The following is a 22,899-nucleotide window of genomic DNA, read 5'->3' on the forward strand; positions in this document are numbered from 1 at the left end:
ACACAAGCGACCGGCGAGCCGACTTGATCGTTAAACCGATTATGCGTCGGGCTAACCGGACCCGACAAGGTGCACAAGCTGGACCTTCGGCGAGCGGCCGGCCATGCGGAGGATCAAGGTGCGCAGGTCGGCTGTCGCAAATCTGAAACAGGCCGGACGGCGCCTTTCGGCTCTTTACCGAAATCTCCGGAACGGACCGGCGCAGAGCCCCCATGCAGCGTGCGGAGGTATTTAGGAACCGTCTCTCACGATTCGGGACTCGCAATACGGTTCGGAACACCCTAAATGGCCAACCCGGGTCCAAAGAGACCCCCAGGAACAAACATCAGAACAGCGGCATTGACCGGTAACAGGCAGGGCTAAGGCGTAACACTATGATGGATCAGCGGAATCTCGGGACGATGCGGCCCGCTTCAGCCGATCCTGCCGCTATTGCGCTGGCCAAAGCCCTCGGACAATGGCCGAAACCGGCCGCATCGGCGCGTCTCAGCCCGAAAAAGGTCTTCGACGCGGCGCCCGCGGCGACGGTCGAGGCGCTGGCCAGGGAGCTGGGCCTGCGGCTCGGCGACCAGAACGAGCTGACCATCCGCCGCATCAAGCGCGGCAAGGGCTATTCCTTCGTCCGCCCCAACGGCGCCCATATCCGCGACGCCCGCACCATCCGCCGGCTGCACGCCATGGCGGTGCCACCGGCCTATCGCGAGGTGCGCTACTCGGCCGATCCAAGCACGCATCTCCAGGCCGTGGGACGCGATGCCGCGGGCCGGCTGCAATATCGCTATCACGCCGACTGGGAGAAGGTCCGCGAGCACCGCAAGGCGCATCGCCTGGAAAAGCTCGTCGGCGCGCTGCCAAAGATCCGGCGCAAGGTCTCGGCGTTCCTGTCGGGCGACGAGCCGACGCGCGAGTTCGCGCTCTCCGCGGTGATCGAATTGATCGCGCGCACCGCGATCCGTCCCGGCAACGAATCCTATGCCCGCCTCAACGGCACCCGCGGTGCGACCACGCTGCTGAAGTCGAACGTGACGCTGGAAGACGATTGCTTCGTGCTGACCTTCAAGGCGAAGGGCGGCAAGGCAGTGCGCAAGGAATGCGACGCGGCCAAGCTGGTGCGCGCCATCGGCATCCTGCGCGGCGTTCCCGGCAAGCGCATGTTCCAGTATCGCGATGCCTACGGCATCGTGCGCGCGGTCAACACCACGCAGGTGAACGCGTTCTTGCGCGAGATCGCCGGCATCAAGATTTCGCTGAAGGATTTTCGCACGCTGATGGCCTCAGCCGTCGTGGTGGAATCGCTGTCGCGGATCACGCCCGCGACCAGCCAGCGCGGCCGCAAGAAGCAGGTGCTGGACGCGATCCGTGCCGCGGCCGACAAGCTCTCCAACACGGCGGCGATCTGCCGCAAGAGCTATGTCCACGACACCATCGTCACCGCCTTCGAGGATGGCATCCTCGAGCGCTTCGCCGCGACCATGAAGGGCCAGCGCTCGCAGGCAAGGCGCGAGCAGCTTCTGGCGCAGGTGGTCGCGACCGCGGCGGTGTAACGGTCACGATGCCGTGGTCGTAGGGTGGGCAAAGGCGCGCTTGCGCCGTGCCCACCAGTCTTCACGAAATCGATGACAGGCAGCGTGGGCACGCTTCGCTTTGCCCACCCTACGCCTACATTTTGTCTGAAACACCCTTGTCGGGACCGGGATCCCTGCCCGCAGCCGAAATCGTGAGTCGCTCCAGATAGTGCGCCCAACCCTTCGCGTGTGCGGCTGCCTGTTCCTCGGTCGGCAGCCCGCTATGGGTCATGCGCAGCAGCGTGCCGCCGTCGCGCTCGATCAGGTCGATCTCGATCAGGCTCGAGCCGGGCGGCACTTCCTGGCCGCCCTCCCAGCCAAACGTGTAGGCCAGACGATGCACCGGCACGACCTCGCGGAAGGCGCCGCGGGCGGCGCCGCCGCGTGGGCCGACGCCCTTGAGCAGATAGAGCCCGCCGGGATGCAGCTCCGTGGTCGCGTCGGAGCCCATCCAGCTCAAAATCTTCTCGGGATCGGTCAAATAGGCGAAGACGGTGGCACGCGGGGCTGCGATCTGGGTCTCGCGTCGCACTATGAACGGTTCGGGCATCGGCGATCATCCCTGGGCTGACATTGGCACATGGCGGCGGCCGAGCGGTACGTCAAGGATTGCCTCGTGACAAAGACGGCCTGCCTTCGCCATGATCGGGCCATGCACCTCGCTCCGACCCTCGCCTGGCTCGTCGATGCCGCCTCGGATAGTCCCGGGGCCGACCGGCTGCTTGCGGAACTCGGCGCGCACCTGGTCGCCGACGGCGTGCCGCTTGCGGCAGGCAGCCTGACGCTGGAGGTGCCACACCCGCTGATCGCGAAGCGGACCTGGCTGTGGCGAGCCGAGAACGGCACGGTGATCGAAGCGCTCGGCTTTGCACCGGGCGGATTGGCGCCCGACCCGCCCAACGATGCCGGTCGCCGCTGGCTCCGCGGCATTGCGGACGGTGCCGTGCACGAAGATGTCGTCGGGCGGTCCGATGGGCCATTGCTCGGCTGGATCGGACCGCGTCCGTTCACCGCGGCTGAAATCGAGCAACTGCGCCAGGCTGCGCGTTTTGCCGCGACGCCCCTTGCCGTGCTCGCTGCGCGCGACACGTTGCGGGCGACGCTGGATGCCTATCTTGGCAAGCGCAGCGCCGCGCGGGTGCTGGCGGCACCGCTGCGGCGCGACCTCGGCGAAACCATTCAGGCCGCGCTGCTCTATGCGGACCTGCGCGACTTCACGATCCTGTCGGAAACCACACCGCCGGCCCAGGTCATCGCGGCGCTCGACGCCTGGTTCGACCGCATCGCCGGTGCCGTCCACGCCTTTGGCGGCGAGGTGCTGAAATTCATCGGCGACGGCGTGCTCGCGATCTTTCCGGTGGTCGAGGCATCACCGCGCCGGGCGTGCGATGCGGCCTTGCGCGCCGCTAGCGCGGCCAGGGCCGGGATGGCCTATCTCAACAATGAGCGCCGCAACCAGGGCCTGCCGCCGCTGTCGTTCGGCGCCGCGCTCCATCTTGGCGAGATGCTGTGGGGCAATATCGGCGCCGCCAACCGGCTCGATTTCACGGCGATCGGTCCCGCCGTCAATCTCGCCAGCCGGCTCGAGGGATTGTGCAAGCCGCTTCGCGAGACCGTGCTGGTGTCGGGCGCGCTCGCCGCGGAGACGGACATGGCGCTCGTTGCGCGGGGATCGCATCCGCTGCGCGGCATTGCCGCGCCATGCGAGGTCTTCGCGCTGCCGGAGACGTGAGTCGGATAGCGTAGCCCGCATGAGCGTAGCGACATGCGGGACCGGGCCATCCCGGATGTCGCTGCACTCATCCGGGCTACGGCAGCTTCGACTACATCCCGCCCATCTTGCAGACGAGCTTCCACTCCTCCGCCGTCACCGGCTGCACCGACAGGCGCGAATATTTCACCAGCGCCATGTCGGCGAGCTTCTTCTCGGCCTTGATCGCGACCATCGTCACCGGCGTCTTCAGCGGCTTGTCCGCCTTGATGTCGACGCAGACGAATTTTGCGGTCTTGTCGGTCGGATCGGGATAGGCCTCCTTGATGACCTCCGCGATGCCGACGATCTCCTTGCCCTCGTTGGAATGATAGAAGAACGCCTTGTCGCCCTTCTTCATGGCGACGAGGTTCTGGCGCGCGGTGTAATTGCGCACCCCCGTCCAGGCTTCGCCCTTGGCACCCTTCGCCACCTGCTGATCCCAGGACCACACCGACGGTTCGGATTTCACCAGCCAGTAGTTCATCGCGCGCCCTATCCGTTCGTTGTGGCCGGGCATAGCCGTCCGAAGGACGGCGTCGCTTCCGCTCGCCTATGCCCGGCCATCCACGTCTCTGCTTCCGTGTTCAATATCAAGACGTGGATGCCCGCGACAAGCGCGGGCATGACGGAAAATGTCATTCCTCTGCCTTGAACGGCCGCGTCAGCAGCCCTTCGATCGCGGCGTCGATCGTCAATCTGTTGTCGAGAATCGCGGCGACCGCTTGCGAGACCGGCATGTCGACGTTCCGTGCGGCCGCGAACTCGACCAGCACCGGCGCGGTGAATGCGCCTTCCGCAAGCTTGCCCGCCGGCGCCGCCTCGCCGCGGCCGAGCGCGATGCCGAGCGCGAAATTGCGCGATTGCGCGGTCGAACAGCTCAGCAGCAGATCGCCGAGGCCGGAGAGGCCCGAGAGCGTTTCCGTGCGCGCGCCGCAGGCGCGGCCGAGCCGTGCCAGCTCGCTGAAGCCGCGCGTGGTCAGCGCGGCGAGCGCGGAGGCCCCGAGGTTGCGGCCGACTACGATTCCGGCGGCGATCGCCAGCACGTTCTTGGCGGCGCCGCCGATCTCGACGCCGCGGACGTCGGTGGAGTGATAGGGCCGGAACGTCGGCGAGCCCAGCGCCTGCACCAGGCTGCTGGCCAGCTCTTCCTCCTTGGCCGCCAGCGTCACCGCCGTCGGCAGGCCGCGTGCGACGTCGTCGGCAAAGCTCGGGCCCGACAGGATCGCCGGCTGCGCGTGCAGCGCGGCTTCGGCGATCACGTCGGTCATGAATTTGTGGGTGCCGTGCTCGATGCCCTTGGCGCAGGCGACGACAGGCGTCTGCGTCGTCAGATGCGAGGCCAGCATGTTGACGGCGCCGCGCAGATGCTGCGCCGGCGTTGCGATCAGAAGCATGTCTGCGCGCGCGGCGAGCGCCAGCTCGTTCGTCACGACAATTTCCTGCGCGAGCCGCACGCCGGGCAGCCGTGGATTGTCGCGGGTCGATGCAATCCGCGCCGCATGCTCGGCGTTGCGGGCCCAGAGCGTGACGCTTCGCCCGGCCCGTGCTGCCACCATCGCCAGCGCCGTACCCCAGGCGCCCGCTCCGATCACCGCAACGGACTGGAACGCGGTCATCGCTCGATCCCTCTACTCCCTCGCCCCGCTTGCGGGGAGAGGGTCGGGGTGAGGGGGAGTCTCCGCACGGACGGTGAGAGAGAGACTCGCGGAGAGTCCCCCTCACCCGGATTGCATCTTCGATGCAATCCGACCTCTCCCCGCAAGCGGGGCGAGGTGAAAGAGAGCTCGTGGCAACGCATGTGCATTAGAATCCCGCTCGCGTCTTGCCGTAGCCCGCGGGCGCTGTCGCATTCGCGTCGAGCAGCCAGCGTGCGCGGGGCTGGGCTTCCATCGTGTCGGTCATCCCCAGCGCGAGGCGCTCGGCGCCGGCCCAGGCGATCATCGCGCCGTTGTCGGTGCAGAGCGCGGGCGGCGGCATGATCAGTTGCGTCCCGGCCTGCCGCGCGACGTCGTGCAGCGCGCCGCGGATCGCCTGATTGGCGGCGACGCCACCGGCGGCCACGAGCGCACGCGGTGCGCCGAACTGTTCGCGGAAAAGTCTCAAGCCGACACTCAGCCGGTCGGCCGTCGAATCCAGCACGGCGGCCTGGAAGCTTGCACAGAGATCGCTGATGTCCTGCGGCGTGATCTCGGCGATCCGGCTTGCTTCGTTGCGCACCGCGGTCTTCAATCCCGACAGGGAGAAGTTGGCATCCGGCCTGCCCTGCATCGGCCGCGGAAAGGCAAAGCGCGCGGCCTCGCCGCTTGCCGCCGCGCGCTCGACCTGCGGGCCGCCGGGATAGGGCAGGCCCAGCATCTTCGCGACCTTGTCGAAGGCTTCGCCGATGGCGTCGTCGACGGTGGTACCGAGCCGCACATATTGGCCGACGCCGGTGACCGCGACGATCTGGGTATGGCCGCCGGAGGCGAGGAACAGGCAGTACGGAAATTCAATTCCGTCGGTGAGGCGCGGCGTCAGCGCGTGCGCCTCCAGATGATTCACCGCGACCAGCGGCGTGTCGTGCACCAACGCGATCGCCTTCGCGGTGGTGAGCCCGACGATGACGCCGCCGATCAGGCCCGGTCCCGCGGCCGCCGCGACGCCATTGAGCTGGGCGAAGTCGATGCCGGCCTCGTGCATGGCGCGGTCGATGATGCTGTCGAGCAGGTCGACATGCGCGCGGGCGGCAATCTCCGGCACCACGCCGCCGAAACGGGCATGCTCCTCGACCTGCGACCGCACGATGTTGGACAGGATCTTGCCGCTGCCGTCAGGCGCGCGTTCGATCACGGCCGCGGCGGTCTCGTCGCAGGTGGTTTCGATGCCCAATACCAGCATTGGCGAATTGTTATCCAATTTGCGCCCTTGCGCTCATCCGGAAAGCAGAGTTCTGGTACGTCCGGTAGCATTCCGGGGTCGGCTTGCGCAATCATCACGCGCAGCCGTCCTTGCGAATGCGTCACCGTCACGCGGTTCGGGAACACAAGCGATGTCCATTCTTGTCACACGGCCGCATCCCGAAAATGAGGCGACGGCGGACAATTTACGCGCGCGGGGTCATGTGGTGCTGCTCGCGCCCGTGCTCAAGTTCGAGCCGGTCGCTTTCCACGACGAGAGCGAGGCGAACTATAGCGCCATCATTGTCACATCGGCCAATGCGATCCGTGCCGTCGCGCCGCAACTGCAGGATCTCGGCCTGTTGAAGCTGCCGCTGTTCGCGGTCGGCGAGCACACCGCGACTGCCGCGCGCGACGCCGGCTTTGCCGAGGTGATCGTCGCCGGCGGCGATTCCGCAGCCCTGCGCGACAAGGTCATACAAAGTGCGCGCGACAAGGTGTTGAAGAAGAAAAGCACGCTGCTTTATCTCGCCGGCGCGGATCTGTCGCGCGATCTCGGCGGCGAACTCGGCACCGAAGGCTTCAACGTGGTTACGCAGACCACCTATCGCATGGCGCCGGTCAAGATTCTCCCGCGCGATGTCTGCGAGGGCTTCGCCGCGCATGGGATCGAGGCTGTGCTGCATTATTCCCGGCGCAGCGCGCGGGCGTTCCTGGATGCAGCGCGGGACGAAGGCGTCGAAATCTCGGCGCTGGCTATACCGCAATGCTGCCTGTCCGAGACGGTCGCCAGCGTGCTGCGCGATGCCGGTGCGTCGCAGGTTCTGGTGGCCGCGAAGCCGGACGAAAATGCCTTATTTGACACCTTGGAGCGTGCTTTGCGCACCCGTTTGGCGTAAGAGGTCGGGCCGAATCCGACGCGATCGGGTCCGTCCAAGGATTTTTGCCAAGGACCTTTGCCGCGCAAGGTATGGAAGTGTGAGGAACCGTCACGATGGCCGACGACAAGCCTGAAGACGCAGGATTGGCCCCCGAGTCCGGTCGTGCCAAGCGCACCCCGACCACCATCGACCTCGAGGCGACCGAAGTCTCGACCCAGCCGCAGGCGGTGGCAGGCGAGCCCGAGGCTCCGCCGGCGAGCGAGCACACCGAGCCCGAGCCGGCAAAATCCGAGCAGGCCGAGGCCGAGCCGGAGCGCGCCGAGGCGCAGGCCGCGGCTGCGGCCGCTCCCGCGTCGCCCCCGGTTTCGCCCTGGGTCATTGCACCGCTCTCCGGTGCGGTGGCGGCGGCCGTCGTGATCGGGGTCGGCTGGATGCTGGGCTGGCCCGCCGTGCAGGCCCCGCCAGCCGCACCACAGGTGACAAGCGCGACGGTCGACGCCCTGAACGGTCGCGTTGCCGCGGTCGAAGCCAAGGCTGGCAAGCCCGCTGCCGATCCGGCCATGGTGGCGCGGATCGATGCGCTGGAAAAATCCGCAGGCAGCCTGCGCAGCGACATCGCCAATCTGCGCGCCCAGTCCGACAAGACCGCGAGCGCTCTGAACGATGCGAAATCTGCGCCGGGCGCCGCTTCGCCTGATCTTGCCGCTCTCAACGACCGCATCGCGCAGCTCGAGCGCGCCAGCAAAACGGAGCGGGCCGAGCTCGCGCAGCAGGGCGAGAAGATTGCCGACGCCAAGACGATGGACGACAAGCCGCTGCGCCATGTGGTGGCGGCGGCCCTGCTCGACGTCGCCGTGCGCCATGGCGATCCCTATGAGGCGCAGCTCGCCGCGGCGCGGTCGCTGGCGGCCAAGCCCGACATGCTGAAGCCACTCGACACCTTTGCATCGTCGGGCATCCCGACACCGGTTGCGCTGAGCCGCGAACTCCTCAACATCGTGCCAAAGCTGTCGCCGCCGGCGGATGCCCAGTCCAGCGGCACCGGCATCGTCGAGCGTCTCCAGGCGGGAGCGTCAAAGCTCGTCCGCATCGAGCGGACCGACGGGGTCGGCAACGACCGCGGCGCCATCGTGGCGCGGGTGACGGCTGCTGCGCTCCGCAATGATTTCGTCGAGGCGCGGCGCGAGTTGAAGACGCTGCCCGATGCCGATCGCGCGCCGGCGCAGGCCTGGCTCGACAAGGCCAATGCCCGCGATGCCGCGCTCGCCGCGTCCCGCAAGTTCGCCGACGATGCCATGGCGGATCTCGTCAAGCCTGCTCAATAAAGCTTCGCGCAATAATCAGCGCGTATAGGGATCGCCATGCTTCGCATCGTCCTTTTCCTCGTCTTGATCGCTCTGGCAGCGGCCGGCGCGGCCTGGGTTGCCGATCAGCCCGGCGATCTCGTCCTGACCGCGGGTGGTTTCCGCGCCTCAACGACGTTGCCGAGGTTCGTGTTCCTGCTGGGCCTCTTTGCCGCGGCCGTCGTGCTCGTCTGGAGCATCCTGACGACGATCTGGCGGACGCCGGGGCGTTTGCGCCGCCGCCGCCATGAAAAGCGCCACGCCCGCGGCCGCCACGCCATCACCCACGGCCTGCTCGCGATCGGTCATGGCGATACCGCGCTCGCCCGCCGTCACGCCGAGACGGCGCGACGGCATGCGCCGAACGATCCGCTCGCGCTGCTGCTGCACGCCCAGTCGGCGCAGCTCGAAGGCAATCGCGACCAGGCGCAGCGCGCCTTCCGCGCCATGGCCGAGCGCGAGGATACGCGACTGCTCGGCCTGCGCGGCCTGTTCATCGAGGCGCAGCGCGCCGACGATGCGGTCGGCGCCGTCATGATCGCGGAGGAAGCGATCAAGCTGTCGCCGTCCTCGACCTGGGCCTCGCATGCCGTGCTCGGCTTCCGCTGCGCGCGCGGCGACTGGAGCGGCGCGCTCGCGATCCTCGATTCGAACCTGTCCGCGGGCCTGATCGACAAGCCGGCGTATCGCCGCCAGCGCGGCGTGCTGCTCACCGCACGCGCGCTGGAATTGGAGACGATGGACCGCGACGTCGCACGCGAGAGCGTGATGGAGGCGATCAAGCTCGCACCGACCCTGGTGCCGGCCGCGGTGCTCGCCGCAAAGTTCGAGAGCGAGGCGCATCAGGTGCGCCGCGCCATGAAGCTGGTCGAGGTCGCCTGGCTCGCCAATCCGCATCCCGATCTGGCCGAGGCCTATGCACATGTGAGGCTCGGCGATTCCGCACGGCAGCGCTTGCAGCGGGTCGAGACGCTTGCGGCCAAGACGCCTGCCGATAGAGCCGGCCATATTGAAGGCCAGCTCGCGCTCGCACGTGCCGCGATCGATGCCTCCGAGTTCGCCCGCGCGCGTGCGGTGCTGGCGCCCTATGTCAACGATCCGACCCAGCGCGTCGCCCTGCTGATGGCCGAGATCGAGCGCACCGAGCACGGCGACGGCGGCCGCGCCCGCGCCTGGACCTTGCGCGCGGTGCGTGCCCGCCACGATCCGGCCTGGACCGCCGACGGCTATGTCAGTGATCGCTGGCGCCCGGTCTCCCCGGTCACCGGCCGCCTCGACGCCTTCCAGTGGCAGACGCCGGTCGCGAACCTTCCTTCCGACAAGGGCGACTTGATCGAGTCCTCAGCCTTCGAGGAAGCCATGCTGGCGGCCCCGCCGCCGAAACGGGTCACGGCGCCTGCGAATGACACCCCGATGGAACCGGCTCCGGCTGCATCGACCCCGGCCGAGCAGGACAATTCACCTCCGGCGGCCAAGGAAGAGCCAAAGGAAGAACCAAAGGCAGAGCCCGTCGTCACGCCCACCGAGCCGGTTGAACCGGCCCCCGCGCCGGCCGAATCAGCGCCGGTGGCGGAAACGCCCGTGTTCCGGACCCGCGCCGACCTCGGCAAGCCCGCACCTGCTCCGATTCCCGCTGTCATCCCGATCGTCCGTGCCCCGGACGATCCCGGCATCGATGACGAGGGCCCAAGCGATGAATTTACGGAACAAATCGGCACGCCCAAGGCCCAGGCCGGCGGCTGGCGCGGATTCTGGTCCCGTTGGGGCGCCTAAGCCGCATTTCGCGCCCCGCTTGTTCTTGCCAATTCGGGCCATGCCCGATATCAGGAGCGCGCGTATCGGGGCCGGCATCGCCCGGGCCCCGGCAGGGTTCGCCGCAATAGCTCAGTCGGTAGAGCACGTCATTCGTAATGACGGGGTCGGGGGTTCGAATCCCTCTTGCGGCACCAGCGCCCCGAATTCATCCGATCGTCGCAGACAAGCGTCCTAACCGACGCATCCAGCTGGCGTGAGCGTGCGCGGGTTCAAGATTGTCCGGTCGCTTGCGTGATTGCGATCACATCGTGTCGCGCGTCTCTCGCGTAGCGTCCCCGTCACGCCAACACGGGGAGATTTCACATGCGCAAGATCATTCTGGTTGCCGCCATGGTCCTGGCTTCCGCATCTGCCCAGGCGGACGGCCCACGCAGCCTCTCGCTGGCCACGGCGAGCGAACAGGCCTCGGCGCCGCTGACGACGACAGCGACAACCACGGCCACACAAGTGAGCGAAGTCGCACCCGTCACTGAAGCTCCGAAATATGTCGACCGTCCGCCGGCGATCCCGGCTCCTGCGCCTGCCGCGGCACCGGCTCCCGCCGCAACCACGACGACTTCGGCACCGGCCGCGACCACAACTCAGCCTGCGCCGAAGACCACCGCGAAAGCCAACATGCCGAAGCACAAGCATAGCTGGACCGAACGCCGTATCATCAGCGAGCTGCATCGCCACGGCATCTACTGGTAAGCGGCGACTTGCCTTCCCCGAAACGCCAATGGCCGGGCAAGAGCCCGGCCATGACGCGTATTGAGACAGCGATTTGATCCGAGCTTACTGCGAAACCGTCTGCACCACGCTTCCGATCGGACGCGCGCTCGAGGTCGGCACCTTCAGGTCCTTCAGCAGCGCTTCGTCATATTCCGGCAGCGTCTGGAAGGTCGTCTTGGCCTTCATCTGCACGATTTTGTAGCCGCCGGCCTTGAGCCGCGCGAGCAGCGCCGGCATGGCTTCGCCGGTGTGCTTCTGGAAGTCGTGCATCAGGATGATGCCCTTGCCGAGCTTGTCGAGCCTGCCCATCACGGTCTCGACGATCTTCTCCGGCGTGGCGCCCTTCCTGAAGTCGAAGGAATCGATGTCGGTCGAGAACATCGCGACGTTGCGGGTGCCGAAATAGGTCACCATCGCCGGATTGTGCTGAAGCTGCGGGAAGCGGAAGAACGGCGCCGGGTTGGTGCCGAGCGCGAACCTCACTGCGCTAAAGCCCTTCTCGACCTCGTCCTTGACCTGTTGCTCCGTCATCTTTTTGCTGTTCAGGTTGACATGCGACCAGGTGTGCGTGCCGACCGTGTGGCCCTGGGCCAGAACCTGGCGCAGGATCTCCGGGTGGTAGGTCGCGTGCTTGCCGACCGAGAAGAACAGGCCCTTGGTGCATTCATCCGCGAGCGCCTTCAGCACCGCGGGCGTGTTGACCGGCCACGGACCGTCGTCGAAGGTCAGCACGACCTCCTTGTCGGTGAGGAAATCGAACTGCTTGAAGTGCTCGAAGCCGAAGCCGGGACCGCCAGTCGTGTCGATCTCGACCACGCGGGCGACGCCCAGCGCGTTCGGATTGGCGCAGGCCTGCTTCGGCTGAACTGGCGCGACCGGGGCGGGCGCAGGCGCCGATGCCTGGGCAACGGCCGTCGGCTTCGCCGCGATCGCCGCGGTGGTCGCGACGTCGTCCTTGGTGGCGATTTTCGCCTGTGCCGGCAACGGGTCGGCGGCACGGGCGGCAACTGTCTTGGGGGCGCCCTGATCGGTGCGCGAGGAATAATAAAACCAACCTCCGGCGGCAATCACGACCGCCGCAACTACACTGGCCAGCATCAGGCCCAACGCATTACGCATCGCTACTCTTTCCAATTACGCAACCAAACCTGCGGAATTTCCCGCGCGACGAGCCATTAATGCGAAGGAACAGTTAACGTGACACCAACACGACGGCGTTTGCGCCGGATTTTCAGTGAGGTGCGCCAATGTGACCGAAGTCACAGTTGGGGCCCGCCCCGTGACCATCATCACAGTGGAAACTGTTTTGCTGGAGCATCGTAGTTCCCATCAACAACAGGCCCGCTTCCTGCGGTGCCATTGGGAGCTTCAAATGATCACGTCGTTTACCGCCAAGTCCTTGAGTAGCAAGTCCTTGAGTAGCAAGATCCGCGACACCAGCCTCGCTCTGGGCTTCGCCGCCATCGTCTCGATCGTTTCGACGACGTCGAGCTTCGCCTTCTCGTCCGAAGCGCAGCAGATGTGCACCGGCGATGCCTTCCGCCTGTGCTCGTCGGAAATCCCCAACATCCCGAAGATCACCGCATGCATGATGAAGCATCGCTCGGACTTGAGCGCCGGCTGCCGCGCGGTGATGGACAAGGACCTCGCCAAGGGCGCCTCACGCAAGGTCGCTGACGCCCAGGACAAGCAGTAAGAGCAACACAACGATCATTGCGTCGGTTAGCTCCCTTCGCGCAGTGCCCCGGCGTCAAGCCGGGGCCACGCGACGACGAATACGGTCCTGCCAATAAAGCCGTTGCGGCTCCGGGATCGTCGCACTAGCTTCGCCCGCACTTTCTTCCGGGTAAGAGGCATTACGCGATGACCAGATTTCTTTTGATCGTTCCTTTTCTCCTGTGCGCATCTGGCGCATCAGCGCAACAGCAGCCCGGACACGACGCCTGCGCGCGCGACGTCACGCGCTTCTGCCGCGCCGTGATGAACAATGGCGACCAGGCTGTGCTCGCCTGCCTCAAGCAGAATCGCACGCGGCTGAGTAAAGGCTGCGACAAGGTGCTGACGGATCACGGGCAGTAGTGACGTCGTCGTAGCCCGGATGGAGCAAAGCGAAATCCGGGATTCGCGCATACGGAAAGACCGTCCCGGATTACGCTACGCTCCATCCGGGCTACGGACTTACAAAACCTACGTGCTGCTCCCCGCCGCGACCACGGGCAGCACCTCGCTTGCACCCTGGTCCGGCGTCTCTTCCTTCCAGCGCACCGAGCCGAACGGACGCTCCAGCATGCGGCGGACGCGCACCGGCTCGGGGCCGACGTGGAAATCGATCGCCTGCTGATGCAGCGCGCGTTCGGATAGGGTCGAGCGGTTGCGCTGGCGTAGATAGTCGAACCAGGTCGGGCAGTGATAGCGCTCGGTCCACAATTCGGGATCGGCGATGTCGCGCGCGATCGACCAGCCATAGGCGCCGTTGCGCTGCCTCGAGAGCTGCACGTCCTGCATCACATTGTGGAAGGCGCGCGCGTTCTCCTGAGACACCCGGTATTCGATCTCGACCACCAGTGGTCCGCTGCGGCCGGTGAGCGACAGCCTGACCTCGGGATCGGCGAGCACCTCGGCGTCCTCGTTGCGGGCGCCGACGCGCGGCATCGTGAGCCAGATTCCCAGCAACGGCGAGACCAGCATCAGGCCTGCCGCGACCAGAAGCGCGACCTCGACGCCGGCATAGTCGGTGAGATGGCCCCAGCCCCAGGCGCCGATCGCGATGCCGCCGGAGATCGAGGCCTGGAACGCCGCCAGCGACCGGCCTGCGACCCAGCGCGGTGCCGAGAGCTGCACGCCGATATTGAACAGCGCGACGGCGGCCATCCAGACCGCGCCGGCCAGCACCAGCGCGGCCGCCGTCAGCACCGGTTCTGTGCTCACGGCAAGGGCGGCCATCGCGAAGGCCATCGAGATGGTGCAGGCGCGGATTGCGGACTCGCCGCTCATGCGCTTACGCAATTCGTGGATGTTGAGCGCGCCGACGACCGCGCCCATGCCGAAGGCGCCGAGCATGATGCCGTAGGTCTGCGCGCCGCCATGCAGCAGGTCGCGCGCGATCAGCGGCATCAGTGCCATGATGGCGCCGCCAATCAGGCCCATCACCAGCGTGCGCAGCAGCACGATCTTGATCGGCGGCGAATTGGTGATGTAGCGGAAGCCCGAGACCATGGCGCGGTTGAGCTTCTCCCGGGGCAGGCGCGAGGGCTCGGTGCTGCGCCGCCACAGCAGCAGCACGACCAGCAGCGGCAGATAGAGGATCGCGTTGCAGGCAAACGCCGCCACCGCGCCGAGCGCGGCGACGATGACACCGCCGACCGCGGGACCGAAGCTGCGCGCGATGTTGTAGCTGATGCCGTTCAGCGCGACGGCCGACGGCAATGCTTCGGGCGGCACCTGCTCGCTGACAGAGGATTGCCAGGCCGGGCCGAACAGCGCGTTGCCGCTGCCCACGACGAAGCAGAAGGCGAGCAGCGTTTCCGGCGTGATCAGCTTGAGCCCGGCCAGGATCGTGAGCGCGGTCGCGCCGGTCAGCGCGATCATGAGCGAGACCAGCGTGACGATGCGGCGGTCATACATGTCGGCGATGGCGCCGGCCGGCATCGAAATCAGCATGATCGGCAGCATCAGCGCGGTCTGCACCAGCGCCACCTTGTCGGCCGAGGCCGCCATCTGCGTCATCGCCCAGGCGGCGCCCACGCCCTGGATCAGCAGGCCGAGATTGGAGAGCAGGCTGGCGAGCCAGATGCGGCGGAAAACGGTGTACCGCAGCGGCGCGGCGATGCCGTCGGCCGCGATTCTCTGACGGTTCGGCTGCTCGGTCATATCCCCTTCCAAAAGGGCTGGCAGAAGTGGTCCTGGTGATTCCGGCAAATTCAGTGATGCCCGCGAAAGTCCTTCGCTGTCCAGTGTTTAGGACGCTATAAGCGGTGCAAAGAGGCGGTTTTGCCGGGGAGGAACAGATGAAGCTGTCGCGACGGACGATCTTGCTGGGTGCCGGCACGTTGCCTTTTGCGCTTGCGAGCATCCGGATGGACGCTTTCGCTCAAACCACGCCCGCGGCGCAGGGCGCCGAGGTGCCGCCGATCCTGTTCGTCCACGGCAATGGCGACTACGACGCGCTCTGGATGACCACGATGTGGCGGATGGAATCCAATGGCGTTGCGCGCGATCGCATGCTGGCGATCAACTTCACCGATCCCCTGGCGCGGAGCGACGACAAGGTCGAACAGGCCAACCGCTCCTCGACCGAGGACCAGCGCCGCGAGCTCACTGCCGCCATCACTGAACTGAAGCGCCGCACCGGCGCACCGCGCGTGGCGCTGGTCGGCAGCTCGCGCGGCGGCAATGCGATCCGCAACGTCATCAGGAACGGCGGTGCGGCCGACGTCAGCCACGCCGTCCTGTGCGGCACGCCCAATCACGGCGTGTTCGCGACCGACGACCAGCTCGGAAACGAGTTCAACGGCCGCGGTCCATTCCTGCGCGGCTTGAACGAGGGTGAGAGCGAGGTGACGCCGGGCACGGCTTTCCTCACCTTGCGCAGCGATGGCATGGACAAATACGCGCAAGCCGACGGCCGCTTCATCGGCAAGCCCGGCACGCCGACCGGTGTCACCACCGAGGGGCCGGAGCTGCAGGGGGCCACCAACCTCGTGCTCGGCGTGCTCGATCATCGCGAGGTGGCGTTTCACCCGCGCGCCTTCCGCGAGATCTACAAGTTCATCGCCGGCCGCGAGCCGACGCGCCTCGCGATTGTGCCGGAACCGAGCGTCAGGCTGAGTGGCCTCGTCACGGGAACGCCCGGCGGCGTGCCGACCAATCGTCCGGTGGCGGGCGCAACCGTCGATATCTTCCGCGTCGACCCTGATACCGGTGAGCGCAAGGGCAATGCGGTGCACAGCTCGAAGACCGGCGCCGACGGCCGCTGGGGGCCGGCGCAGGTCGAATCCTCCTGGTCGCTCGAGTTCGCCCTCGCGTCGCCGGATGCGCCGACCACGCATATCTATCGCTCGCCCTTTCCGCGCTCGTCCGACGTCGTCCACCTGCGCGCCGCGCGTCCGCTCGGGCCGGCGGACAAGGACGCCGGCGCCGTCGTGATCATGTCACGTCCGCGCGGCTATTTCGGCCTGCCGCGGGATGTCGTTCTGCTCGACGGCAAGGAGCCGGCCGACGTCAAGCCGGGCGTGCCCACGGATTCGGCAGCAACATTGCGGCTTCCGGCCAGCGAGATCGGGCGTAACATCGTGGCCCAGTTCGGCGAAGAACGGATTGTGGCACGCCTCTGGCCTGCCTCCGAGAACAGGATTGCGGTCGCCGAGCTGACTTACTAGCTATTTGCCTGCGTCACATCTGCGGGAGAGAGCCATGAATATCGCCAGCGTGCGTCGGCCCATCGTCCCTCCGACGCCGCCGCGTGCGCCGGACGACATGTCGTTCTTCGGCCGGGTCGCGGTGATCCGGCAGAACATGATCGCAACCTGGGGGCAGCGCGCCTATGAGGAGGACGTTCTCGAGGGCCGCTTCTTCCTCCACAAGAGCTTCATCCTGAACCGTCCGGACGCGATCCGGCATGTCCTTCTCAGCAATTACGAGAACTACACGCGCACGCCGGCCGGCATCCGCATGCTGCGTCCCGTGCTCGGTGAAGGCCTTCTGATTGCGGAAGGTCATGCCTGGACGTTCCAGCGCCGCACGCTGGCGCCAGCCTTCACGCCGCGCGCCACCGCAAATCTCGTTCCGCACATGACTGCGGTGCTCGACGAGACCATCGCGAAGCTGGATGCGCGCAACGGCGAGACCGTTGATCTGCGCGAGACCATGCAGCGCATGACGCTCGAGATCGCCGGGCGCACGATGTTCTCCTTCGGCATGGACCGGCATGGCCCCACCTTGCGCAACTTCGTCATGGAATATGGCGAACGGCTGGGACGGCCCTATTTCCTCGACATGCTGCTGCCGGTGTCCTGGCCGAGCCCGATGGATTTTGCCCGCGCCCGATTCCGCAAGCGCTGGACCGAATTCGTCGCGATGCTGATCGCCGAGCGGCGCGCCGCCGGGAAAAAGGACGGCGCGCCGCCGCGCGACCTGTTCGACCTCATGGACGAGGCGCGCGATCCCGAGACGGGCAAGGGCTTTTCCGACGCGCAGCTCATCGACGAAGTCGCGACCATGATTCTCGCCGGTCACGAAACCACGGCGACCGCGCTGTTCTGGGCGCTCTATCTGCTCGCGCTCGATCCCGATACGCAGGAGGAGGTGGCCTCCGAGACCCGCGGCGAACATCTCGACAGCATGGCCGACATCGATCGCCAGAAATTCACCCGCGCGGTGATCGAAGAAACCATGCGGCTCTATCCGCCCGCCTTCCTCATCGCGCGTGCCGCGCGCGACAAGGACAGTGTGGCCGGAATCGAGATCGGCAGGGGCGACATCATCATGATCGCGCCCTGGCTGCTGCACCGGCACGAAAAGCTGTGGGATCAGCCGGACGCGTTCGTTCCAAAGCGCTTCATGTCGACTGAAGTACCCGACCGTTTCGCTTATTTGCCGTTCGGCGCGGGTCCGCGCGTGTGCGTCGGCGCGCCGTTTGCGCAAGCCGAATCCGTGCTGGCGCTGGCCCGGCTGATCGGTGCGTTCCGCGTCGAGCTGGTCGATACGGCTCCCGTGATCCCGCATGGCGTCGTCACGACCCAGCCGGATCGTTCACCCATGTTCCGCATCACGCGTCGGTGACAGGCAATCGCCTGGCCAATGGCGTGATCGACCCTAGATAGAGTTAGGCCATGAGCGACATCCAGGCCCAGTTTTCCGTTCTGAAGCAGACCGCCGATCCGAAGGCGGTCGATGAAATTGCGCGCCTCATCGAGGACGGAGAGGATCACGAGCTCAACCGCGTCAATGTCCTCGATTTCGCCAGGCAGCATGGTGTCGACGAAGAGCGCGCGATCTCCGCCTTCCTGCATGCGGCGCGGCTCGGGCTGTTCGATCTCGGCTGGAACGTGCTGTGTCCGGGCTGCGGTGGTGTGCTCGGTGCTCACGCGACGCTGAAGGCGCTCAAGCCGGACGATTATCACTGCGCACTCTGTGCCTGCGGCTACAAGGCCTCCGTGGACGATCAGGTCGAGGTTTCCTTCACCGTGAATCCGCGCGTCCGGCGCATCGCGGCGCACGACCCGGATACGCTTCCGGTGTGGGAATATTTCAAGCAGGTGTTCTGGAGCTCCGGCGTCGACTTCAACAAGGAGTCGTTTGCGACGCTGGCCAACGAGGTGACGCTGGATACGATGGAGCTGCCGGCTGGCGAGAAGGCGACCATGTCGCTGCAGCTGCCGAACGACTTCATCATCATCTTCGAGCCGGTGACGCACGCCGCTCATTTCATCGACGTGCAGGGCGAGCCGACCAAGGATCGCCAGCAGTTCGCCATCATGTACAACAGGGTGCAGGCACCAACGGGCACCACGACACTGCGGCCGGGCCCGCTGCGGCTGTCGCTGGAGAACCAGGCCGGCATACGCGTGCTGCCGTCGGTGTTCATCGCGGCCGAGGCGCTTCATCACCTCATCGGCAAGCGCAAGCCGTTCCTCACCGCCAAGCGGATGCTGTCGAACCAGACGTTCCGCGATGTGTTCAAGGCGGACAATCTCAGTGTCGACCAGCGGCTCCAGATCACGTCCCTGACATTTCTGTTCACGGACCTGAAGGGATCGACGGCGCTCTACGAGCGGGTCGGCGATCTCGCCGCTTTCGATCTCGTGCGCGCGCATTTCCATGCGCTGCTCGAGATCATCTCCTCCGAGAAGGGCGCGGTGGTGAAGACCATCGGCGATGCCGTGATGGCGACCTTCATCCGTCCCGAGCACGCGATCGTCGCGGGCCTGCGGATGCGCGCGGCGATGGACGAGCTCAACAAGCAGCGCGGCACCGGCGATCTCATCGTCAAGATCGGCATCCATGAGGGGCCGTGCCTCGCGGTGATGCTCAACGAGCGTCAGGATTATTTCGGCCAGACCGTCAACATCGCCGCGCGCGTGCAGAGCCTGTCGACCGCACAGGAGATCCACATCACCGGACCGGTGCTGGATGCGCCGGCCGTGGCGGAAGTGCTGGAGCAGCGCGCGATCAAGCCGATCCAGAAGCAGGCTGCATTGCGCGGCATCGCCGACAAGATGGTGGTGTACGAGATACCGTAGTTGGTGTCGTCCCGGCGAAGGCCGGGACCCATACCGCGTGATTTCTGAAACGGGCAGGCCGGTCGTTGCCAAAAGTCTTCGCCAATCCACAGCCTGTGGTTATGGGTCCCGGCCTTCGCCGGGACGACATCTGAGGACTTGGCTTGCTCTACGCCAAAATCACACCCCTCAGATTGCCGAAACGTAATGCCGCGCGCGGAACTGACACACGTTGCGCCGGTTGAGTTTCCCGCACATATAATGCTGGTAGGCGCCGCGCCCCCGCGGCGTCATTGTTTTCGGTAGGACTTCATGCTGGACGGCTTGCGCCAATTCATCGCCGACATTGTGGCTTCTCAAGCCCAGGACCGCGCATTCGGCGACAGCGATTATCGGCTGGCGGCGACCGCGTTGCTGGTTCACGTGGTCTCGCTGGACGGCCAACCGACGGCGGCCGAGCAGCGCAAGCTGCACAGCCTGATCGAAAGCCATTTCGGGCTTGATCGCGGCACCGCCGATCGTTTGATCGCCGATGCAACCCAGGTCGAGGGCGAGGCGGTCGACCTCTATCACTTTACCAGCGTCATCATGCGCTCGCTCGATGAAGCGGGCCGCAAGCGCATCGTCCAGATGATGTGGGAGCTGGTCTATGCCGACGGCCAGGTCTCCGAGTTCGAGGACAACGTGGTCTGGCGCGCCTCCGACCTGCTCGGGATTGCCCAGCGCGACCGGATCGACCTGAAGCACGCCGTGGCGGACCGCGCCGGTAGCCAGGTGAAGGACGGCGCCGTCGGCGGCTGATCGCGTCCAACACGGCGGATGGCCGGTTGTGCAGATCACATGACGAAACTTTAATGTAGCCCCCGGCCGCCTTGTCCCGGATTTGCCCGTAAATCTGTGGGTTTTCTGCCCTCCCTGGTGCCCACTCAAGCGGCCATGCTGTCAGCCCGCTTGCCTGTCGCGTACGGCCTATGCTCTCGTTCCGGCATTGCAGGACTAAAAAACTTCAATTCAAGAGACTTCGATCGTGACTGAGCGGGTAACGTTGATCACCGGTGCCTCGGCGGGCATCGGCACGGAGCTGGCGCGGGTGTTCGCCGCGAATGGACACCGTCTCGCGCTGACGGCGCGGCGCGCGGACCGGCTCGAGGCGCTCGCGAACGAGCTCGCCGCCAAGGGCGGCAAGAAGCCGATCGTCATCGCCTGCGATCTTCAGGAAGCAGACGCCGGAGAAAAGATCGCGGCAGCGCTCGCCGCCGAGGGTGTCGAGCTCGACCATCTCGTCAACAATGCCGGCTTCGGCGTGTTCGGCGATGCAATCGAGTGCGATCGCGACGAGCAGGTTGGCATCGTCGATGTCAACGTCCGGGCTCTGACGGATCTGTCGCTGCGATTTGCCGATCAGCTCGTCAGGAACAAGGGCGGTCTTCTCAATGTCGGCTCGATCGCCGGCTTCCTGCCCGGCCCCGGCATGGCGGTCTATTACGCGTCCAAGGCCTATGTGATTTCTCTCACCGAGGCCCTGCGGGCGGAGCTCGCGCCGCGCGGCGTCCGCGTCACCGTACTTTGCCCGGGTCCGGTGCCTACTGAATTCCAGGCGCGCGCCGGCGTTGGATCCGGACATAATACGGCCCTTCTCAATGTTCCTGCCTCCGATGTTGCGCGGGAGGCCTATCGCGGGCTGATGGCAAATAAACGGGCAGTGCTGCCCGGTCTCGGCATCAAGATTGTGCCATTCGCGCTGCGTTTCTTCCCGCGCGGCTTCATTTTGTCCGCCACCAGTCGCTTCCAGCGGCAGAGGCACTAGAGAACGCTCGAAGCACCCGTCGTGGCCCGGAGCTTGCTTCCTTAATCGGTGTCGTGCGTGCGCGAACTCACACGATGTTAACCATCGCTTAGCTATGCTGGCGGTCTGAACCGATAGCATTTGGAAAGGCAATGTCGTTCCGGACGGACAGGTTTGGTGGCGCGGAATTGGTCCCCTTCCCGAAGAGAAGGGCCCTTGGCGCATCTGCTGCTCGTCCTGAAGCCCGGTTGCCGGTTCTGATTGTCCTGCACCAGGAATCCTCGACGCCCGGCCGTGTCGGCAATGCGCTGCGCGCGCTCGGCCATCGCCTCGACATCCGCCGTCCCCGCTTTGGCGATCCCCTTCCACAGACGCTCGATCAGCATGCCGGCGCCGTGGTTTTCGGCGGCCCCATGAGCGCCAACGATCCCGACGACTACATTCGCCGCGAGATCGACTGGATCGAAATTCCGCTTCGCGAACAGCGACCGTTCCTCGGCATCTGTCTCGGGGCGCAGATGCTGGCGATGCAGCTCGGGGCCCGCGTCGCACCGCATGCGGAGGCGCTGACCCAGATCGGCTACTACCCGATCCGACCGACGGCCGCGGGCCACGCACTCTGCCCGGCCTGGCCGGCGCAGGTCTATCACTGGCACCGCGAGGGATTCGAACTGCCTGATGGCACTGAGCTGCTTGCGGAAGGCGATGATTTTCCGGTGCAGGCGTTCCGCGCCGGCAATGCCTTCGGCGTGCAGTTTCATCCCGACGTGACCTACGCCATGATGCATCGCTGGACCACGCGCGGCTATGACGGGTTCAGCGCGCCCGGTGCGCGCGAGCGGCATCATCATTTCGCGGACCGTGCCGTGTACGATGTCGCAGAACGCGCCTGGCTCGATCACTTCATCAATGGCTGGCTGGCGCGCCGGCCGCTGCTGGCGCAAGCCGCCGAGTGATCGCGCAGACAGCGCGCAGGCCCTTGCTTCATCCCTGGATATGCTAGGCTCGCTCCCAACGAACGCGCGCGAAATTGCGCCGGCAGAGAAGGGAGAGCGTCATGGTCTATGAACACATTCTCTATGAGGTGAGCGACAAGGTCGCGACCATCACGCTCAATCGCCCGGACCGCATGAACGCGTGGACGCCGACGATGGAGCGCGACGTGCGCCATGCGATGGAAGCATCGAGCGCCGACGACAATGTCCGCGTCATCGTGCTCACCGGCGCGGGCCGCGCCTTCTGCGCCGGCGCCGACATGGATGCGTTGAAAGGGCTCGACCCTGACAACGTCAGGCGCGCATCGAACCTGCCGCCCTTCGACATGAATCGCCGGCCCGACTGGCAGACACGCTACGGCTTCTATCCGTCGATCGGAAAGCCCGTCATCGCCATGCTCAACGGCGCGACCGCGGGCATCGGCCTCGTGCACGCGCTCTATTGCGACCTGCGCTTTGCCGCCGACAATACCGTGTTCACCACCGCCTTCGCGCGACGCGGCCTGATTGCCGAGCACGGCATCAGCTGGATGCTGCCGCGCATCGTCGGCCATGCCAACGCGATGGATCTGTTGCTCTCGGCGCGCCGTGTTTCGAGCGACGAGGCGCTGCGGATCGGGCTGGTCAACCGTCTGTGCTCGCCGGAGAAGCTCCGCGAGGAGACCTACGCCTATGCGCGCGACCTCGCCGATTTCGTCTCGCCGAGCGCGATGGCCGTGATCAAGCGCCAGCTCTACGAGGTGCCGTTCCAGACGCTGGCCGAGGCCACGATCGACGCCAACCGGGAGATGATGGTGGCGCTGGGCGGCAGCGATTTCCGGGAAGGCGTCGCGAGCTTCATGGAGAAGCGGCCGCCGCGGTTTACGGGGAGGTAGGGGGAGGATTCGGAGGGAGCCCGCCGTCGCCCTTCGGGCTATGGCGCGGCAGCCTTCGCTACGAAGCGGCTTGCCGAGCC

21 protein-coding genes and 1 tRNA gene are annotated in these 22,899 nt (G+C 66.2%); 16 read left to right on the forward strand and 6 right to left on the reverse strand.

Annotated features, from left to right (window positions below):
- Positions 1-374: 374 nt before the first annotated feature.
- Entirely contained in the window at positions 375-1,544 is a 1,170-nt protein-coding gene (locus A3M7_RS0110270) for a DNA topoisomerase IB (RefSeq protein ID WP_027543845.1), read from the forward strand.
- 115 nt (positions 1,545-1,659) lie between these two features.
- On the opposite strand, the gene A3M7_RS0110275 is transcribed toward A3M7_RS0110270, so the two are convergent.
- On the reverse strand, positions 1,660-2,115 hold the full coding sequence (locus A3M7_RS0110275) for an SRPBCC domain-containing protein (RefSeq protein ID WP_027543846.1): 456 nt from the start codon (positions 2,113-2,115) through the stop codon (positions 1,660-1,662).
- 102 nt (positions 2,116-2,217) lie between these two features.
- Between A3M7_RS0110275 and A3M7_RS0110280 the strand changes: the two genes are divergently transcribed.
- Positions 2,218-3,297: an adenylate/guanylate cyclase domain-containing protein gene (locus tag A3M7_RS0110280; protein WP_027543847.1), complete on the forward strand. Its 1,080-nt coding sequence runs from the start codon at positions 2,218-2,220 to the stop codon at positions 3,295-3,297.
- A 91-nt stretch (positions 3,298-3,388) separates the two neighbouring features.
- Here the strand turns inward: A3M7_RS0110280 and A3M7_RS0110285 are convergent, their stop codons facing one another.
- The 3 genes from A3M7_RS0110285 to tsaD all read right to left on the reverse strand — a co-directional run bounded on the left by A3M7_RS0110285 (position 3,389) and on the right by tsaD (position 6,195).
- Complete coding sequence (locus A3M7_RS0110285) at positions 3,389-3,802, reverse strand: EVE domain-containing protein (protein WP_027543848.1); 414 nt, start codon at positions 3,800-3,802, stop codon at positions 3,389-3,391.
- Between the two features lie 151 nt (positions 3,803-3,953).
- Complete coding sequence (locus A3M7_RS0110290; protein WP_027543849.1) at positions 3,954-4,934, reverse strand: NAD(P)H-dependent glycerol-3-phosphate dehydrogenase; 981 nt, start codon at positions 4,932-4,934, stop codon at positions 3,954-3,956.
- A gap of 187 nt (positions 4,935-5,121) precedes the next feature.
- Positions 5,122-6,195: a tRNA (adenosine(37)-N6)-threonylcarbamoyltransferase complex transferase subunit TsaD gene (gene tsaD / locus A3M7_RS0110295; RefSeq protein ID WP_027543850.1), complete on the reverse strand. Its 1,074-nt coding sequence runs from the start codon at positions 6,193-6,195 to the stop codon at positions 5,122-5,124.
- Between the two features lie 151 nt (positions 6,196-6,346).
- On the opposite strand from tsaD, the gene A3M7_RS0110300 reads away from it, so the two are divergent.
- The 5 genes from A3M7_RS0110300 (at position 6,347) to A3M7_RS0110320 (ending at position 10,923) form a co-directional block, all read left to right on the forward strand.
- Positions 6,347-7,093 carry a uroporphyrinogen-III synthase gene (locus tag A3M7_RS0110300; RefSeq protein ID WP_027543851.1) on the forward strand — a complete coding sequence of 249 codons (747 nt, stop codon included), beginning with the start codon at positions 6,347-6,349 and terminating at the stop codon, positions 7,091-7,093.
- A gap of 95 nt (positions 7,094-7,188) precedes the next feature.
- Positions 7,189-8,400, forward strand: coding sequence for a COG4223 family protein (locus A3M7_RS0110305; RefSeq protein WP_027543852.1), 1,212 nt, complete (start codon positions 7,189-7,191; stop codon positions 8,398-8,400).
- Between the two features lie 36 nt (positions 8,401-8,436).
- Positions 8,437-10,191: a heme biosynthesis protein HemY gene (locus A3M7_RS0110310; protein WP_027543853.1), complete on the forward strand. Its 1,755-nt coding sequence runs from the start codon at positions 8,437-8,439 to the stop codon at positions 10,189-10,191.
- A gap of 100 nt (positions 10,192-10,291) precedes the next feature.
- A tRNA-Thr gene (locus A3M7_RS0110315) sits at positions 10,292-10,367 on the forward strand.
- Between the two features lie 169 nt (positions 10,368-10,536).
- Positions 10,537-10,923, forward strand: coding sequence for a hypothetical protein (locus A3M7_RS0110320; RefSeq protein WP_027543854.1), 387 nt, complete (start codon positions 10,537-10,539; stop codon positions 10,921-10,923).
- A gap of 84 nt (positions 10,924-11,007) precedes the next feature.
- Here the strand turns inward: A3M7_RS0110320 and A3M7_RS0110325 are convergent, their stop codons facing one another.
- The gene (locus A3M7_RS0110325; RefSeq protein WP_027543855.1) at positions 11,008-12,063 is read right to left on the reverse strand and encodes a polysaccharide deacetylase family protein; all 1,056 of its coding nucleotides are present in this window, start codon (positions 12,061-12,063) and stop codon (positions 11,008-11,010) included.
- A 253-nt stretch (positions 12,064-12,316) separates the two neighbouring features.
- Here A3M7_RS0110325 and A3M7_RS0110330 point away from each other — a divergent pair, with 253 nt between their 5' ends.
- Both A3M7_RS0110330 and A3M7_RS0110335 read left to right on the forward strand, forming a co-directional pair.
- Positions 12,317-12,640, forward strand: coding sequence for a hypothetical protein (locus A3M7_RS0110330; RefSeq protein ID WP_027543856.1), 324 nt, complete (start codon positions 12,317-12,319; stop codon positions 12,638-12,640).
- 167 nt (positions 12,641-12,807) lie between these two features.
- A complete protein-coding gene (locus tag A3M7_RS0110335) occupies positions 12,808-13,023 on the forward strand; it encodes a hypothetical protein (RefSeq protein ID WP_027543857.1) in 216 nt (71 codons plus the stop codon).
- Between the two features lie 108 nt (positions 13,024-13,131).
- Here A3M7_RS0110335 and A3M7_RS0110340 read toward each other — a convergent pair whose 3' ends face one another.
- On the reverse strand, positions 13,132-14,814 hold the full coding sequence (locus tag A3M7_RS0110340) for an MFS transporter (protein ID WP_027543858.1): 1,683 nt from the start codon (positions 14,812-14,814) through the stop codon (positions 13,132-13,134).
- Between the two features lie 137 nt (positions 14,815-14,951).
- Between A3M7_RS0110340 and A3M7_RS0110345 the strand changes: the two genes are divergently transcribed.
- From A3M7_RS0110345 to A3M7_RS0110375, 7 genes are all read left to right on the forward strand, one after another.
- The gene (locus A3M7_RS0110345; RefSeq protein ID WP_027543859.1) at positions 14,952-16,322 is read left to right on the forward strand and encodes a hydrolase; all 1,371 of its coding nucleotides are present in this window, start codon (positions 14,952-14,954) and stop codon (positions 16,320-16,322) included.
- Positions 16,323-16,356: 34 nt separating this feature from the next.
- Positions 16,357-17,724, forward strand: a complete 1,368-nt coding sequence (locus A3M7_RS0110350; protein ID WP_027543860.1) for a cytochrome P450 — start codon at positions 16,357-16,359, stop codon at positions 17,722-17,724.
- Between the two features lie 50 nt (positions 17,725-17,774).
- Positions 17,775-19,184 carry an adenylate/guanylate cyclase domain-containing protein gene (locus A3M7_RS0110355; RefSeq protein ID WP_027543861.1) on the forward strand — a complete coding sequence of 470 codons (1,410 nt, stop codon included), beginning with the start codon at positions 17,775-17,777 and terminating at the stop codon, positions 19,182-19,184.
- Between the two features lie 291 nt (positions 19,185-19,475).
- Positions 19,476-19,964 carry a TerB family tellurite resistance protein gene (locus A3M7_RS0110360; protein WP_027543862.1) on the forward strand — a complete coding sequence of 163 codons (489 nt, stop codon included), beginning with the start codon at positions 19,476-19,478 and terminating at the stop codon, positions 19,962-19,964.
- Positions 19,965-20,190: 226 nt separating this feature from the next.
- Complete coding sequence (locus A3M7_RS0110365) at positions 20,191-20,970, forward strand: SDR family oxidoreductase (RefSeq protein ID WP_027543863.1); 780 nt, start codon at positions 20,191-20,193, stop codon at positions 20,968-20,970.
- A gap of 131 nt (positions 20,971-21,101) precedes the next feature.
- Positions 21,102-21,905: a glutamine amidotransferase gene (locus tag A3M7_RS0110370; protein ID WP_027543864.1), complete on the forward strand. Its 804-nt coding sequence runs from the start codon at positions 21,102-21,104 to the stop codon at positions 21,903-21,905.
- A gap of 101 nt (positions 21,906-22,006) precedes the next feature.
- On the forward strand, positions 22,007-22,819 hold the full coding sequence (locus tag A3M7_RS0110375; RefSeq protein ID WP_027543865.1) for an enoyl-CoA hydratase: 813 nt from the start codon (positions 22,007-22,009) through the stop codon (positions 22,817-22,819).
- The last annotated feature ends 80 nt before the right edge of the window (positions 22,820-22,899 follow it).

It is taken from the genome of Bradyrhizobium sp. WSM2254, from assembly GCF_000472645.1.
Lineage (GTDB): Bacteria > Pseudomonadota > Alphaproteobacteria > Rhizobiales > Xanthobacteraceae > Bradyrhizobium > Bradyrhizobium niftali.